The sequence below is a fragment of the Streptomyces sp. NBC_01635 genome (assembly GCF_045209715.1).
Classification (GTDB): domain Bacteria; phylum Actinomycetota; class Actinomycetes; order Streptomycetales; family Streptomycetaceae; genus Streptomyces; species Streptomyces hirsutus.
The window spans coordinates 7,369,934-7,384,746 of record NZ_CP109277.1 but is presented as its reverse complement, the minus strand read 5'-3'; the positions used below and the strand labels follow the sequence as shown (position 1 = coordinate 7,384,746).

Sequence of the window (14,813 nt, the reverse complement as noted above, 5' to 3'; positions counted from 1 at the left end):
ATCCTTCACCCACCCTCTTGGCCCGACCCCGTTGTTCGTGCTGAGATGCGGCCACCACTCAACAGCTCGATGGCGTGCTCGGGGAGGGCAACGTGGCGCACACCGCCATGTCTGGTAACGGAACGACCGCTGGTGACGATCCCCTCCAGACCGCGGTATGGCGGCTGCGCTCACGTGCCTGCTGGGCCGACGCCGCCGCTCTGCTCACCCCGGACACCGCGGCCGCCGCGCTGCAGCGGTCGTCGCTCCTGGTGGAGCGGTGCCTGTACACGGAGACGGGCTGGGCCGAGGCCGAGGACGCGCTGCGTACGGCCGAGGCGCTGGCCGACACCGACGACGAACGGGGCGCCGCCGCTTGTGAACGCGGGTACTTGGCCTACGCCGCCACCCTGTTCGCGGTGCGCGACCGGGCCGACGAGGCGCGGGCCGCGCTCGGGCGCGCGGCGGCGCTGATCCCTCCCGAGGCTCCGGCCCGGGCGCTGCTGGACTTCCGGCGCGGGCTGATCGCGGAGAACCTGTCCCGCTCCCCGCAGTCGGCGCGTGCCGCGTACCGCCGCGCCCACGCGGGCGCCACCGCGCACGCCGACCCGTTGCTGCTCTCCGGCACATGGCGTCATCTCGCCGGACTCGCCCTGCGGGAGGGCGAGTTGGCGGAGGCACGGCACGGCTTCGCCGAATCTCTGCGGATCCGGGAGGAGTTGGGCTATCTGGTCGGCACGGCCCCGGCCCTGGTCTCCCTCGCCGACACGGAGACCGAGCCGGAGGCGTCCCGCCTGCGCGAGGAGGCCCGCCGGCTGCTGCGCCTGCTCGGCGGTGTCCCCACCTGGCTGTCCCGCCAGCTGGCCCCGCCGGCCCCGGGAGCGGCGACGGCGTAGGAACGCCCGCGGCTCCGGACCCCGTACCGGGTTCCGAACGCGGGGGACGGGCCGCCGTTCAGACCGCGCCGGTGAAGTGCTCCTCCAGCAGTGACCGCACCGTGTCCTGGTCGCCCGCGATCAGCGCGTCCAGCAGGGCCGTGTGCTGGTGGGCGTCGGCCACCAGTCCCACCCGGCCGAGAGGGCCGGGGGCGGCGCCGGCCAGGGGCCACTGGGCACGGCGGTGGAGGTCCTCGGCGATCCGGACCAGTTGTTCGTTGCCGGCGAGGGCGAGCACCGCGCAGTGGAAGGCACGGTCGGACTCGGCGTACGTGGCCCGGCAGCCGGAGGAGGCCGCGCGGATCGTGGCTTCGGCGAGGGGGCGCAGTTCGGCCCAGCGTTCGGCGGGCACCGTACGGGCCAGCCGCAGCACCATCGGGACCTCGATCAGCGCCCGGACCTCGGCCAGTTCGGCCAGCTCCCGGTCGCCCCGCTCGACGACCCTGAAGCCCCGGTTCGGCACGACCTCGACCGCGCCCTCCAGGGCGAGTTGCTGCATGGCTTCCCGGACGGGGGTCGCGGAGACCCCGAACCGCTCGGCCAGCACCGGCGCGGAGTACACCACGCCGGGCCGCAGGTCACCCGTCACCAGCGCGGTGCGCAGTGCGGCGAGGACCTGCCCGCGCACGGAGGACCGCTGGACGGGCGTCCGTGGCCGGGGAAGGACGGCGGCCGGTTCGCTGTGGGTGTGCTCGCCGCGTACGGCGTCGTCCCGACCGGGTACGGCGTCGCCCTCCCGGCCCCGTGTGCCGGACCGGGCGGGCGCCCTGACCCTGCCCGCGCCCGTGCGCGCGCCCCCGTCCGCGCCTGCGGCCGGGCCGCCCTGTCCGGTTCCGGTGTCACCCGTCCCTGCGAAGCCCTTCGTGCCCTGCCTCACGGGGCCCTCCTCCGGATGTTTCAGTACTTGGGGTCATTACGGCGGCTTGTCAGCCGTTCGTCAAGCACCTTACGGGCACGGGCCCCGCGGTTCACATCTCAACGATCTTAGGTAAGGTGAGGCTTACCTTTACCGCTCCGGCGTCGGGCCGGTTCGGCGAGACGTGAAGGGGTGGTCCCATGGCAGCGCCCGGTTCGGCCGTCGCGGACGCGTACGCCCGTCTGGCGGAGGCCTTCCCGGCACTCGCCGTCACGGAACTCGCCCCCGGCGAGGAGGCGCCCAGAGGCGGCGCCTGGGTGTCCGCCGACGCTCTCGCCGAGGGGGACGGCGGCTCCGCCCTGGACGCCTTCCTGTCCTGGGACGACAGCCAGGTGCTGCGGGACTACGGACAGCAGGCTCGCCCCGACGTGGTCGCCAGCTTCGGCCTGCACCGCTACGCCTGGCCCGCCTGCCTGCTGATCACCGTGCCGTGGTTCCTGCACCGCCGCGTGCCCCGCTACCCGGTGACCCACGTCTCCTTCGACCGCTCGGCCGACGGACTCGCCGTGGGCCGCATGGCCGTGCGCCCCGAATCGTTCGCCTGCCTTCCGGACGACCCGGCGGCCGCGCTGCCCGGCGCCCGCGCGGTTCCGGACGAGGAGGCCCTGCGGGCCGAGGTGCGCGCCTCCGTCGCCGAGCACCTCGAACCCGTCCTGACGGGCTTCGGCCCGAGGATGCGCCGTCGCGGCCGCGCCCTGTGGGGCATGGCGACCGACGAGGTGGTGGAGAGCCTGCGGTACATCGGCCAACTGCTGGGCGAGGAGGAGCGGGCCCTGCGGGAGCTGGAGTTGCTGCTGCCGGGTGCGACCAAGCCGTACGTCGGCGCGGCGGGCTTCCGTCCGGTCACCGGGCCGGGCGGCGAAGCCACGCACACCCGGGACCGGATCAGCTGCTGCATGTTCTACACCCTGCGCCCCGACGACATCTGCGCCAACTGCCCGCGCACCTGCGGCGTCGGGAAGGCGAGCGGCAGGGCGGCCGGCGGCAAGGTCATCAGCATGCCCGTCGAAGACATCGACATGCCGGTGGCCAAGGCGAGTTGACGCCGCGTCGGGCAGCGGTGCGCCCGCGCCCGTCCGCCGCGCCCGCCCGGCTCCGAGCCCCGCGAAGGTCACAGGGACTTCACAATTCCCTCACCTGTCGCGAGGTGTATTCACCTAACCACCCGTACGAGTAGTCTCATTCGAACCCAACTCCTGTCCCTCACACGTCAGTTCGAGCAGAACGCCGCCCCGGGTACTCCCTCGCGCTCCAATGGCGGCCACTTGCCCCGAAATCCCCTGAAGGACGGCGGGATTGGGCCACTATGGCGGGCGTTACGCCCTATCCCAATGCAAGGGACCCCTGGATGAGACTGACCGACATATCGCTGAATTGGCTGCTTCCGGGCGCCGTGCTGCTCCTGGGCATGCTGGCGGCGGTGGCGGTGCTCGCGCGCGGCAAGCGCTCCTCGGTCAAGGACACGAGCGCGGACGACTCGTGGGAGCGCAGCGAGGAGCGCCGCAGGCGCAAGGAGGCGCTGTACGGCACTGTCTCCTACATCCTGCTGTTCTGCTGTGCCGCGGTGGCGGCCGCGCTCTCCTTCCACGGTCTGGTCGGCTTCGGCGAGCAGAACCTCGGACTGTCCGGCGGCTGGCAGTACCTCGTGCCCTTCGGTCTGGACGGCGCGGCGATGTTCTGCTCGGTGCTCGCCGTGCGCGAGGCCAGTCACGGTGACGCGGCGCTCGGCTCCCGCATACTCGTGTGGACGTTCGCGTTCGCCGCGGCCTGGTTCAACTGGGTGCATGCTCCCCGGGGCATAGGGCACGCGGGTGCTCCGCACTTCTTCGCGGGCATGTCCCTGTCGGCGGCCGTGCTGTTCGACCGTGCGCTGAAGCAGACCCGCCGGGCCGCCCTGCGCGAACAGGGCCTGGTGCCGCGCCCGTTGCCGCAGATCCGCATCGTCCGCTGGCTGCGGGCTCCCCGGGAGACGTACCGTGCCTGGTCGCTGATGCTGCTGGAGGGCGTACGCAGCCTCGACGAGGCGGTCGAGGAGGTCCGCGAGGACCAGCGCCAGAAGGACGAGACGCGCCGGCGCCGGCGTGGCCAGGAGCGAGTGGAGCGGGCGCGGCTGAAAGCCATCAGCCGGGGCCATCGCGCCCTCGTGGGCGGCGGCCATCCCGTGGCGGCCCCGACGGTGGAGCGGGCGGACGACGTGGTGCCCGCGGAGCCTGCCATAGCGGCGCCGGAGGCCGTCCTGCCCGTACGCTCGCGCCCCTCTCTGCAGCCGGTGCGCGGTGCTTCCGATCCGACGACCGTCGACCTCACCGCGGAGGACGACACCCAGGCACTGCCGCGCCTGGACTCCCTGGAGCGCAAACTCAAGGACCTGGAGCAGCAGTTCGGCTGACGTCGGCGGGACGACTGAACGGGGCGGGGCACGGCCTGTGCGGGCCGTGCCCCGCCCCGTTCAGTGCGCCGGCGCCGGTTTCCATGTCGGTGCCGATGCCTGTACCGGTGCCCGTGTCAGGCCGCGTCCGCGTCGAGTTCGAACCAGACCGCCTTGCCCACCCCGTGCGCCCTGATCCCCCACGCGTCGGCGAGGGACTCGACCAGGACCAGCCCCCGGCCGTGCGTACCGTCGTCGGCGTCCGGTACCCGCGGCCGGGGCTCGTGGTCCACGAAGTCCCGTACCTCGACCCGTAATCCCCGGGGTCCGACGGTGGCGGTGAGGACCGCCGCCCGGTCGGTGTGGATCAGCGCGTTGGTGACGAGCTCGGTGGTGAGCAGTTCGGCCGTCTCCGACTGCCCGGGCCTTCCCCAGTGCCTGAGCAGTCGTCGTAGGTCGTGGCGGGACTCGGGCACCGCCCGCAGGTCCGCGCGCCCCAGCCGGCGCCTGAGCTGTGCCTCCGACACTCGTTCCCCGCCCCCGTCGGCCGTCCCTTCCACGGTCGTCACCGAGCCGGTCCCCGCCGTGCCGGGACAACCCCCTTGTACCTGCCTTCTCATGGCCCCCGCCCGCGTTCCGGTGTCGATTCCCCCTGCGGCTCGAACACGTTCGTGGAAATCCATGCCCCGTCACCCACGCGCCAGTCATGCGGCATCGTCAAGGCCGGTTATTGGCCGAACTTCAACGGCCACACACGTGTGCGGGGTCGTCCTCCCGACCCCCGTGGCGAGAGGACGACCCCGGATTCGCGGTGGTCGTAGGGCCCGATGCGGACCATGCCCTTCCGGGCGGTTCCTTCCGGACAGCGGCGTTTCGGACAGGGTTTTCCGGCGTCAGTACAGCTTGTCGACGGCCTTGGTCGTCGTCTTCTTGAAAGCGGCCACCGGGGCGTCGCCGAAGTCGCCCATCTGCCCCCAGCTCACAAGGGTGACCGTCCTCCCGTCCCGTCCCACCGACAGCAGGTGGATGTCGGTGGCGCCCCAGGAGGCCTGGGTGTGCAGTCCGTGGACCTGCGCGCCCTCCTCGACCGGCAGCGAGCCGTAGTACCGGCCCTCGGCCTCGATCTCCGGGTCGGACCGCTCGATGCGGTCCGCGCAGGAACGGATCTTCTTGTTGATCAGGGCGGCCAGCGCCTTGCCCTTGGCGGCCGAGCCCGTCACGACCGTGGCCTGTACGGCGCCCGCGTCCAGCTCGGTGTGGAAGACCCGGTGCCGGTAGTCGTAGGCCGGGATGCCGTCTTCGCCCAGACAGTAGGCGAGTTCGACCGGGAAGCCGTCGGTGACGGGTCCCGCCGTCCACTCGGACGACGGGTGCGGCGGCAGTTGGGACGCCGCGAGGAACTTGGGCGCGGCGGTCTTCACCTTCGGAACGGCGTCCGTGGCCGGCGCGGCTCCGGCCGGCGCGGCTCCGGCCGGCCCGGTGAGCGAGGTGATGGCGGCGAGGGTGATGACAGAGACGGCGGAGAGCGCGGCGGCCCGGGTGCGCAGGGGCATGGGTGTCCCTCGTGAGGAGTGCGTGGTGGGATGCGGGTGCTGCCGGGATGGCCCGGACGGTCCGTCCGGTGGCCGTCGGGGCGACACCAGGAGCATCCGCCGTCCCGGGTGGCCGGCGCAAGCGTCGGCGGCCGTTCCCGGGGCATGGAACCATCCCAGCCCATCTGACGTGCAGGTATATGAGGTGCCTGGGATGCCGTCCCGGGCCCGTTCGGCCCAACGAGTGTGTGCGGGGTGAAGGTGTCGGCACAGGACGACGTGGCGGAGTTCGCGGCTCGGCTGCGGGAACTGAAGGAACGCACGGACCGCAGTTACGGCTCGCTGGCCCGCCGTCTGAACATGAACACCTCCACGCTGCACCGCTACTGTGCGGGCGAGGCGGTCCCCCTCGACTTCGCCCCGGTGGAACGCTTCGCCGCCCTGTGCGGGGCGTCGGGCACGGAACGCCTGGAACTCCACCGCCACTGGCTCGCGGCCGTCACGGCACGGCAACGGCCGCGAACGGGAGAGACGGCGGAGGCGGGGACGGGGACCGAGCAGGAAGCGGAGGGCGACGCGGACACGGCCGCGGGGGCGGAGACGAAGGCCGCGTCCGAAGCGGGGACGAAGACCGCGGCGGAGGGCACGGACCCGCCGTCCGCCGCCGGCGCCACCATCGGCGCCGATCGGCCGCTCCTGGACGCGGGCGTCGTCATCGGCCCACACCCCCCGGCCGGCCCCCATCCCCCGGCCGACCGCCCCCTCCCTCGCCCCTGGTACCGGCGCAAACGCGTGGCGGGGGTCCTGGCCGTCGCGTGTGCGTTACTCGGCACCGTGGGCACGCTGGCCGCGCTGCCCGACGGTCACCGTTCCTCCCCCGACGGCCGCGACCGGGCCACCGCGGACTCCGTGCCGACCGCCTCCGCGGACCCCACGGCACCGGGCCTGCGCGCCTCGTCGCCGCCCGCCTCCGCTTCCCCCTCGTCCGGCCGCCCGGAACGCACACCGGACGGCCCCGGAACCGGACGCGAGCCGTCCGGCCCGGCCGCTTCCGGTGACACCTCCGGGAGTGCCGGAGGGAGCGGCTCCAAAGGTTCGTCCGGGGGCTCGTCCGAGGGCTCCGCCACGCCCGCCGGTACGCCTCTCGCCTGGACCGTCGACTCCCAGGCCTGGGCTTTCGGCTGCGGTCACGACTACGTCGTCGCCAAGCCGCCCGCCCAGGTGCCGCCGCCCCCGGTCCCCCAGGACGCCGGTGCCTGGGCGGCGACGCAGGCGGCGGTGCACGGAGGCGAGACGATCGTGAAACTGTCCGTGCAGGGAACGTCGGACACGGCCGTCGTCCTCACGGCACTGCGGGTCCGGGTGGCCGGCCGTACCGATCCCGCTCCGGGCAACGCGTACGCCATGGACCAGGGGTGCGGCGGTGCCCTCACCCCGCGGTACTTCGCGGTGGACCTGGACAAGGACCGGCCGATCGCCCGCGCGGTGGCCGGGAACGACGCCGGTACGCCGGTCCCGGCGGTCCGCATGCCCTACCGGGTCTCCGCGAAGGACCCGGAGGTGCTGGAGGTGACCGCCACGACCGCGGACTGCGACTGCCGCTGGTACCTGGAGCTGGACTGGTCCTCGGGCGGCCGCTCCGGAACCGTCCGGATCGACGACGCCGGCCGTCCGTTCCGCACCAGCGGTATCGAGGGGCTGCCCCGCTACGAGTACGACACCTCCCACCGCCGCTGGGCGCCCCGCGCGGGCTGAGCGCCCGCGCTCTCGGCCGCCGCCGTCACGGGCGCGGAATGTTGCGCAGGTTGGACCGTGCCATCTGCGCCATCCGGCCGACCCCTCCGTCCAGGACCATCTTGGAGGCGGACAGGGCGAAGCCGGTCACCATCTCCTTGCTGATCTTCGGCGGGATGGACAGCGCGTTGGGGTCGGTGACGATGTCGACGAGGGCCGGCCCCTTGTGCTTGAACGCGGCCTTCAGCGCCCCGGCGAGCTCCTTCGGTTTCTCCACGCGCACCCCGTGGGCGCCGCAGGCGCGGGCGACGGCGGCGAAGTCGGGGTTCTTCAGGGCGGTGCCGTGCGACGGCAGTCCGGCGACCAGCATCTCCAACTCGACCATGCTGAGGGAGGAGTTGTTGAACAGGACCACCTTCACCGGCAGGTCGTACTGGACCAGGGTGAGGAAGTCCCCCATCAGCATGGAGAATCCGCCGTCGCCGGACATCGACACGACCTGCCGGCCCCGGTCGGTGAACTGGGCCCCGATCGCCATGGGCAGCGCGTTCGCCATCGAGCCGTGGGAGAACGAACCGATGACCCGGCGGCGGCCGTTGGGCGAGATGTAGCGGGCGGCCCAGACGTTGCACATCCCGGTGTCGACGGTGAACACCGCGTCTTCGTCCGCGAGTTCGTCCAGGACGGCGGCCGCGTACTCGGGGTGGATCGGTACGTGCTTGTCCACCTTGCGGGTGTACGCCTTCACCACCCCCTCCAGCGCGTCCGCGTGCTTCTTCAGCATCCGGTCGAGGAACTTCCGGTTGTCCTTGGTCCGGACCCGCGGGATCAGGCAGCGCAGCGTCTCCCGCGCGTCGCCCCACACCGCCAGGTCCAGCTTCGTGCGCCGGCCCAGGTGCTCGGGCCGCACGTCGACCTGGACGATCTTCACGTCGTCGGGGAGGAAGGCGTTGTACGGGAAGTCGGTGCCGAGCAGGATCAGCAGGTCGCACTCGTGGGTGGCCTCGTAGGCGGCGCCGTAGCCGAGCATCCCGCTCATGCCGACGTCGTACGGGTTGTCGTACTGGATCCACTCCTTGCCCCGCAGGGCGTGCCCGACCGGGGACTTGATCTTCTGTGCGAACTCCATGACCTCGGCGTGCGCGCCCCTCGTGCCGGCGCCGCAGAACAGGGTGACCTTCTCGGCCTCGTCGATCATGTCGACGAGGCGGTCGATCTCGGCGTCGCCGGGGCGGGCCGTGGGCCGGGAGGTGACCAGGGCGGTCTCGGCGGCCTTCTCGGGGGCGGCCCGGTCGGCGATGTCGCCGGGGAGGGTGACGACGCTGACACCGGAACGGCCGACCGCGTGCTGGATGGCGCTGTCCAGCAGCCGGGGCATCTGCTGCGGGCTGGAGATCATCTCGCTGTAGTGGCTGCACTCGCGGAACAGCTGGTCGGGGTGGGTCTCCTGGAAGTAGCCGAGGCCGATCTCGCTGGACGGGATGTGCGAGGCGAGGGCGAGGACCGGGGCCATGGACCGGTGGGCGTCGTACAGCCCGTTGATGAGGTGGAGGTTGCCGGGCCCGCAGGAGCCGGCGCAGGCGGCGAGCCTGCCGGTGATCTGCGCCTCGGCGCCGGCGGCGAAGGCGGCGGTCTCCTCGTGCCGGACGTGGACCCAGTCGATGGCGGAGTTGCGGCGCACCGCGTCGACGACGGGGTTGAGGCTGTCGCCGACCACGCCGTAGAGGCGCTTGACTCCCGCGCGGGTCAGGATGTCGACGAACTGTTCCGCGACGTTCTGTTTGGCCATGGTTCCCAGGTGCCCCTTCGGTGTCCGTGAATCCCTGGATCTCCGTTCGGGTTCCATGGAGGCACACCCGGAGCGCTCACGCCTCCCAGACGGCGGCGGCCGTGCGGTCGTCCGCGTATCCCTTGACCCGTACCTGGATGTCGGCGAGGAACGCGGCGAGGCCGGGCGGTTCGGGACGGGACCACCGGGTGGCCAGGTGGGCGCCGAGTTCGTCCTCGCCGCGCAGCGGGTCGGCGAGGCCCGGACTGCACAGCAGGAGGGTGTCACCCCGGCGGGCGACGGACGTACGGAAGCGGAAGGGGTCACGCGGAGGTTCGGGGGCGGGCTCGTAGGGGCTCGGGGGTGTCGGTATGCCGAGGTCCATGGTGAGCCGGTCGCCCTCGGGCGTCTCGGAGGGCGGCGAGCCGAAGCCGAGGACGGCCCCGCCCCTGGCCTCGGCGGCCTTCGGTTCGATGTCCTGCCAGGCCCCGTCCCGCAGCCGGAACAGTCCGCCGTCGCCGACGCCGAAGAAGACCCGGGTCCGGCATTCGGGGTCCGCGGGCAGCAGCAGGCAGCGCAGGGTGGCCGCGTACGTCTCGGGTTCGAGGCCCTGCTCGGCGGCGCCCGCCCGGAGCCTGCCGAGGGTGCGGTCGGTGAGGCGGTGCAGCCCCGACTTGAGGTCGCCGCGCCGGCCGGCCCTGATGTCCTCGGCGAGGCGGGCGTGGCTGAGGCCCACCGCCTTGCCGATCCACCGGCAGGCCTCGGCGGCCGCGCGGTGGGCGCCGGGGGTGCCCCGTACTCCGGTGGCGACCGCCACCAGCACCAGGGCCCGGTCCCCGCTGCCGAACCGGGCGGTCAGCAGGGCGTCCCGCCGCAGTTCGCCCCGGTACCGCGCGGAGTCGCCGCGTACGGAGGCGGCCCGCAGGGTGCAGGCCCCGTACCGGGCTCCGTCGAGCACGGTGTCCGGGACCAGGTCGTCCAGTTCGTGGGGGTCGGCGGCGGGCAGCGTGGTGGGCTCGGCGTCGTAGGTGGGCGGCCGGGAGCCCACGTGGCCGCGCGACGAGGGCGGCGGCTCCACGGGCTGGACGGGACGCGGGGCACGGGGGTCGGCGGGAGCGTCGGTGAGCGTGGGGGCGGGGCCGGGCGGGACGGGCGGGAGGGGCGGGACGGGAGGTAGGGGAAAGCCGGTCGCCGAGGTCGTACGGCCCGGCGGGGGCCATGCCGGCGGTGGCCCTTCCGGCGGGCGGGGTGTCCGGCCGCCGGGCTGCGGTGTGCCGGGCGGCCGCCCGGGGGACGTCCCGCTCCCGGGCACCGGCCTCGGAGCGGGTGGCGGGGCGCCGGAGGAGTCCCCTGCGGAGGGCTTCACGTCCGCCGGGCCGCCGACCGCCTCGTTCACCGTGTCCGCCGCCGAGTCGAAGCGGTCGTCCAGGGAATCGGGTGCGGGTGCGGGGCCCGTGTCCTCGGTGGCGCCGTCGTACAACTGCCCCCACCAGGCGTCCTCGTGACCGGTGGACCTGCCTCCCTGCTCGCTCATACCTTGAATTGTCCACCGCGCGGGCCCGATGAAAACGGAGCATCGGGAAATCCGTTCCCGGCACCGCACGACACACGGCACACCGGCCACTCGGGGCACCCGGAGGCACATCTGTTCGACACGAGGGGTCGACGCGAGGGACCGGTGCGCGTCCCCCGCACCTGATCTGCGCCTCCGGTCGTCCTCCGGCACTCTGGACAGATGGGAGCGTGGGATCTCCTGCTGGCCGGAGTGGTGATCCTTTTCGGTCTGTGCGGAGTACTGCTGCCCGGGGTGCCGGGGTCGTGGCTGGTGTGGGCCGCGATCATGTGGTGGGCGCTGAAGGACCCGCGGCCCGTGGCGTGGTGGGTGCTCGTCGGGGCGACGGTCGTCCTGTTCCTCTCCCAGGCGGTCCGCTGGACCCTGCCGCCCCGCCGGCTGGAGGCCGGCGGCATCGACGGCCGGGTGCTGGCGTACGCGGGCACGGGGTCGTTCCTGGGCTTCGTGCTGGTGCCCGTGCTGGGCGCGGTCCCGGGTTTCGTGGCCGGAATCTACGCCTGCGAGCGGATCCGCCTGGGCCGCCACGGCGAGGCGGTGACGGCGACGCGTACGGCGATGCGTTCGGGCGGCTGGAGCGTGCTGACCGAGCTGTTCGCCTGCCTGCTGATCACGGCGGCGTGGCTCGGCACGGTGATCTGGGGCTGAAGCCCACCGGCCCTCGGCTCCCGGCCCCCGGCCCTCGACTCCCGGCCCTCGACTCCCGGCCCTCGCCCTCGGCCCTCGGCTACGGGCGGAGCACTCCCTCGTGGGTGAGCAGGTGGATCTTGCGGTCCAGACCGCCCGCGTATCCGGTCAGTGCCCCGTCGGCGCCGATCACCCGGTGGCAGGGGCGCACGATCAGCAGCGGGTTCGCGCCGATCGCCCCGCCGACGGCCCGTACCGCGGCCCTGGGGGCGCCGATCCGCGCGGCGATCTCGCCGTAGGACACGGTCGACCCGTAGGGGACGTCGTCGAGCGCGGCCCAGACCTTCTCCCGGAAGGGGGTGCCGGTGGTGAGCAGCGGCAGCCGGAAGTCCTTGAGCTCACCGGCGAAGTACGCGGCGAGCTGCTCCTCGGCCGCGCGGAACGGTCCCGGGTCCTGCCGCCAGTCGTCCCGCACGCTGCGCCCGCCCTTCTGCCCGGGCACGGAGAGCGAAGTCAGCGCCCCGTCCGGGCCGGCGGTGAGCAGCAGCACCCCGAGAGGGCTGTCGACACTGGTCCAGTAGGTGTCCACGGCATCCGCACCGCTGGTCGTCGTGCTCGTCGTCGTGCCCGTCGGGATGGGTGTCGTGGCGGGTGTCATGGTGTTCATGAGTACTCCAACTCCCCTGCCGTGCGCAGGTGGTTCAGGGCGTATGAGCGCCAGGGGCGCCAGCTGTCGGGCAGGGCGGGGCCGGGCGGGGCCACGTCCGGGTCGCCGAGGGCACGGGTGCGGATCCCGGCGATGGTACGGGCCTCCAGGCCCGGAACGCCGCGCAGGGCGTCCGCGGCCGCGTCCCGGTCGGCGCCGGGGTCGAGCCGTACGGCGCCGTCGGCGAGGGCGGCGGTGAGCGCGCCCAGGGTGTCTTCGGGTTCGGCGCCGGCGAGGGCGGCCGGTTCGGGGAAGAGGTGGGTGAGGGCGCCGCAGGGGGTGTCGAGCGTCTTGCCGTACCGCTGGACCAGCCGTGCGGCCCGGTCGCGGCCCACCAGGGCCCGTACCGCGAGTTCTTCGGGGTCGGCGGTGCCCGGCGAGCGCAGTCCCGGCCGGGCGGCGACCAGCGGGGCGAGCCGCGCGTCGGCGCCGAGCCGTTCGTCGACGGCGTACGGGTCCGCGTCCAGGTCGAACAGGCGGCGCAGCCGCTGCACGGCGGTGGTCAGGTCGCGGAGGTCGGTGAGGTGGATCCGGGCGTCGAGCCAGCCGCCGGGGTGGGCGCCGGAGCCGGTGCGCGCGGTGCCGGGGTGTTCGTCGACGGCGGTGATGCCGGTGCCGTACGGGAGTTTCAGGGTGCGCCGGTAGGTGCGGGCGCCCGGGGTTCCGGTGACGTCCTCGATGCCCTCGACGGCCTCGCGTTCCAGCAGGTCGAAGACCGGGCCGGGCTGGTACGGGCCGCGGTGGGCGAGGCGCAGGGGGAGGCCGGCGGTGGGGGTGGCGGTGCGGCGGCCGGCCCGGCCGCTGCGGGGCGCGGTGGCCCGCAGCTCACTGGGAGTGGCGGCGTACACGGCCCGGACGGTGTCGTTGAACTGCCGCACGCTGGCGAACCCGGCGGCGAAGGCGATCTCGGTGACCGGGAGCCCGGTGGTCTGCAGGAGCACGCGCGCGGTGTGCGCGCGCTGCGCCCGTGCGAGTGCGACGGGCCCGGCGCCGAGTTCGCCGGTGAGCTGGCGCTGTACCTGGCGGGCGCTGTAGCCGAGCCGTGCGGCCAGTCCGGCGACGCCTTCGCGGTCGACGACGCCGTCGGCGATCAGCCGCATGGCCCGGCCCACGACGTCGGCGCGTACGTTCCACTCGGCGGAGCCGGGAACGGCGTCCGGGCGGCACCGCCGGCAGGCCCGGAACCCGGCGCCCTGCGCGGCGGCGGCGGTCGGGAAGAACCGCACATTGCGCCGCTTGGGCGTGACCGCGGGGCAGCTGGGACGGCAGTAGATCCCGGTCGTCCCCACGGCGAAGAAGAACGCCCCGTCGAACCGCCCGTCCCGGCTGCGCACCGCCTCGTACCTGCTGTCCTCGTCCATCACACCGTCCAGTCTCCGCCGGCCGGAGGGCCCCGGCTGGCGGAAATCGGACATGAAGGTGAGCGGCAGGCGGCCAGGCCGCGGACGGAGGTGCGCCGCCGGAGCCGGAACCTGCCGGGGGACGCTAGAACTGCCTGCCGCCGCCCCGCTTCGCCTCCATGGCGGCCCTGCCCATCGCCCCCTTCCGCTTCCAGTCCTTGCGGATCTCCGCACGCAGGCGTGCGTCGGTCTTGGCGACGATGCGCCGGTTCTCCCGGAGCAGCTTGCGGTAGCTCTCCAGCCGGCGTTCCGCAAGGGCGCCTGTCTCGACGGCCTCGAGGACCGCGCAGCCCGGCTCGCTCTCGTGGGCGCAGTCGTGGAAGCGGCAGCCTTCGGCGAACTCCTCGATCTCGGAGAACACCTGGCCGACGCCGCTGCCGGCGTCCCAGAGGCCGACGCCCCGCAGGCCCGGGGTGTCGATGAGGACTCCCCCGCCGGGCAGGGCGAGCAGGTTGCGGGTGGTGGTGGTGTGGCGGCCCTTGCCGTCGACGTCGCGGGTGGCCCGTACGTCCATCACGTCCTCGCCGAGGAGCGCGTTGGCGAGGGTGGACTTGCCGGCGCCGGACTGGCCGATCAGTACGGACGTCACGCCGGCCGCGACCGCGGTGAGGACGTCGAGCCCGGACCCGTCCTGCGCGCTGACGGTGAGCACCGGCACGCCGGGCGCGCTGGTCTCCACGTCCTGGACCAGGTGTCCCAGCGTCACCGGGTCCGGTACGAGGTCGGCCTTGGTGAGCACCACCAACGGCTGTGCCCCGGACTCCCAGGCGAGCGCGAGGAACCGCTCGATCCGGGCGAGGTCCAGCTCGACGGCGAGCGAGACGGCGATGACGGCGTGGTCGACGTTGGCGGCGAGGATCTGCCCCTCGGACCGCTTGGAGGAAGTCGAACGCACGAAGGCGGTACGCCGTGGAAGGCACGCCCGCACATACCTCGGCGTGCCCCCGGCCGGGTCGACGGCGACCCAGTCCCCGGTGCACACGACCCGCAGGGGGTCGTGCGGAGTGACGAACGCGGTGTCGGCCCGCACGGTCCCGTCATCGGTGACGACGTCGCACTGACCGCGGTCGACCCGTACCACGCGGCCGGGCAGCAGCCCCTGCGCGCCGTACGAGGAGAACACGGCCTCCCACTCCTCGTCCCAGCCGAAGGGGGCGAGAGGACGCGAGGAAGCAGACAGGGAAGAGGTGAGATTCAAGGGAAACCCTTCGAAGGGCGGCCCCGGCACCGCGCGTCACAGGCGCGGCAGAGGAAGAGGTGTCAGCCGAGGGCCACGGA

At 73.6% G+C, this 14,813-nt stretch carries 13 protein-coding genes; 5 read left to right on the top strand and 8 right to left on the bottom strand.

Annotated features, from left to right (window positions below):
• The first annotated feature begins 107 nt into the window (after positions 1-107).
• A complete protein-coding gene (locus OHB56_RS34330; protein ID WP_406359271.1) occupies positions 108-875 on the top strand; it encodes a hypothetical protein in 768 nt (255 codons plus the stop codon).
• Positions 876-933: 58 nt separating this feature from the next.
• Here OHB56_RS34330 and OHB56_RS34325 read toward each other — a convergent pair whose 3' ends face one another.
• Positions 934-1,791, bottom strand: a complete 858-nt coding sequence (locus OHB56_RS34325; RefSeq protein ID WP_406357612.1) for a GntR family transcriptional regulator — start codon at positions 1,789-1,791, stop codon at positions 934-936.
• Positions 1,792-1,970: 179 nt separating this feature from the next.
• On the opposite strand from OHB56_RS34325, the gene OHB56_RS34320 reads away from it, so the two are divergent.
• Positions 1,971-2,873: a (2Fe-2S)-binding protein gene (locus tag OHB56_RS34320; RefSeq protein ID WP_406357611.1), complete on the top strand. Its 903-nt coding sequence runs from the start codon at positions 1,971-1,973 to the stop codon at positions 2,871-2,873.
• A gap of 305 nt (positions 2,874-3,178) precedes the next feature.
• Complete coding sequence (locus OHB56_RS34315) at positions 3,179-4,219, top strand: DUF2637 domain-containing protein (RefSeq protein WP_326755602.1); 1,041 nt, start codon at positions 3,179-3,181, stop codon at positions 4,217-4,219.
• Positions 4,220-4,335: 116 nt separating this feature from the next.
• On the opposite strand, the gene OHB56_RS34310 is transcribed toward OHB56_RS34315, so the two are convergent.
• Positions 4,336-4,767, bottom strand: a complete 432-nt coding sequence (locus tag OHB56_RS34310; RefSeq protein ID WP_406357609.1) for an ATP-binding protein — start codon at positions 4,765-4,767, stop codon at positions 4,336-4,338.
• Between the two features lie 324 nt (positions 4,768-5,091).
• Positions 5,092-5,751: a hypothetical protein gene (locus tag OHB56_RS34305; protein ID WP_406357608.1), complete on the bottom strand. Its 660-nt coding sequence runs from the start codon at positions 5,749-5,751 to the stop codon at positions 5,092-5,094.
• 234 nt (positions 5,752-5,985) lie between these two features.
• Between OHB56_RS34305 and OHB56_RS34300 the strand changes: the two genes are divergently transcribed.
• A complete protein-coding gene (locus tag OHB56_RS34300; RefSeq protein WP_406357606.1) occupies positions 5,986-7,485 on the top strand; it encodes a helix-turn-helix domain-containing protein in 1,500 nt (499 codons plus the stop codon).
• A gap of 25 nt (positions 7,486-7,510) precedes the next feature.
• Here OHB56_RS34300 and OHB56_RS34295 read toward each other — a convergent pair whose 3' ends face one another.
• Together OHB56_RS34295 and OHB56_RS34290 are read right to left on the bottom strand one after the other, a co-directional pair.
• The gene (locus tag OHB56_RS34295) at positions 7,511-9,253 is read right to left on the bottom strand and encodes a pyruvate dehydrogenase (RefSeq protein ID WP_406357604.1); all 1,743 of its coding nucleotides are present in this window, start codon (positions 9,251-9,253) and stop codon (positions 7,511-7,513) included.
• 76 nt (positions 9,254-9,329) lie between these two features.
• On the bottom strand, positions 9,330-10,766 hold the full coding sequence (locus tag OHB56_RS34290; protein ID WP_406357602.1) for a protein phosphatase 2C domain-containing protein: 1,437 nt from the start codon (positions 10,764-10,766) through the stop codon (positions 9,330-9,332).
• Positions 10,767-10,967: 201 nt separating this feature from the next.
• Here OHB56_RS34290 and OHB56_RS34285 point away from each other — a divergent pair, with 201 nt between their 5' ends.
• Positions 10,968-11,450, top strand: coding sequence for a DUF456 domain-containing protein (locus tag OHB56_RS34285; protein ID WP_326755596.1), 483 nt, complete (start codon positions 10,968-10,970; stop codon positions 11,448-11,450).
• Positions 11,451-11,529: 79 nt separating this feature from the next.
• On the opposite strand, the gene OHB56_RS34280 is transcribed toward OHB56_RS34285, so the two are convergent.
• The 3 genes from OHB56_RS34280 to rsgA form a co-directional block, all read right to left on the bottom strand.
• Positions 11,530-12,096 carry a methylated-DNA--[protein]-cysteine S-methyltransferase gene (locus OHB56_RS34280; RefSeq protein WP_406357600.1) on the bottom strand — a complete coding sequence of 189 codons (567 nt, stop codon included), beginning with the start codon at positions 12,094-12,096 and terminating at the stop codon, positions 11,530-11,532.
• Positions 12,093-13,496: a bifunctional transcriptional activator/DNA repair enzyme AdaA gene (locus tag OHB56_RS34275; protein WP_406359270.1), complete on the bottom strand. Its 1,404-nt coding sequence runs from the start codon at positions 13,494-13,496 to the stop codon at positions 12,093-12,095. The genes OHB56_RS34280 and OHB56_RS34275 overlap by 4 nt, the downstream gene beginning before the upstream one ends.
• 124 nt (positions 13,497-13,620) lie before the next feature.
• Complete coding sequence (gene rsgA, locus OHB56_RS34270; RefSeq protein ID WP_406357598.1) at positions 13,621-14,733, bottom strand: ribosome small subunit-dependent GTPase A; 1,113 nt, start codon at positions 14,731-14,733, stop codon at positions 13,621-13,623.
• Between the last annotated feature and the right edge of the window lie 80 nt (positions 14,734-14,813).

What these genes read in the sequence shown, in the direction of transcription:
- OHB56_RS34330 (WP_406359271.1), top strand. Translation starts at nt 108, where the DNA reads ATGTCTGGTAACGGAACGACCGCTGGTGACGATCCCCTCCAGACCGCG.
- OHB56_RS34320 (WP_406357611.1), top strand. Translation starts at nt 1,971, where the DNA reads ATGGCAGCGCCCGGTTCGGCCGTCGCGGACGCGTACGCCCGTCTGGCG.
- OHB56_RS34315 (WP_326755602.1), top strand. Translation starts at nt 3,179, where the DNA reads ATGAGACTGACCGACATATCGCTGAATTGGCTGCTTCCGGGCGCCGTG.
- OHB56_RS34305 (WP_406357608.1), bottom strand. Translation starts at nt 5,751, where the DNA reads ATGCCCCTGCGCACCCGGGCCGCCGCGCTCTCCGCCGTCTCTGTCATC.
- OHB56_RS34295 (WP_406357604.1), bottom strand. Translation starts at nt 9,253, where the DNA reads ATGGCCAAACAGAACGTCGCGGAACAGTTCGTCGACATCCTGACCCGC.
- OHB56_RS34290 (WP_406357602.1), bottom strand. Translation starts at nt 10,766, where the DNA reads ATGAGCGAGCAGGGAGGCAGGTCCACCGGTCACGAGGACGCCTGGTGG.
- OHB56_RS34285 (WP_326755596.1), top strand. Translation starts at nt 10,968, where the DNA reads ATGGGAGCGTGGGATCTCCTGCTGGCCGGAGTGGTGATCCTTTTCGGT.
- OHB56_RS34280 (WP_406357600.1), bottom strand. Translation starts at nt 12,096, where the DNA reads ATGAACACCATGACACCCGCCACGACACCCATCCCGACGGGCACGACG.
- OHB56_RS34275 (WP_406359270.1), bottom strand. Translation starts at nt 13,496, where the DNA reads ATGGACGAGGACAGCAGGTACGAGGCGGTGCGCAGCCGGGACGGGCGG.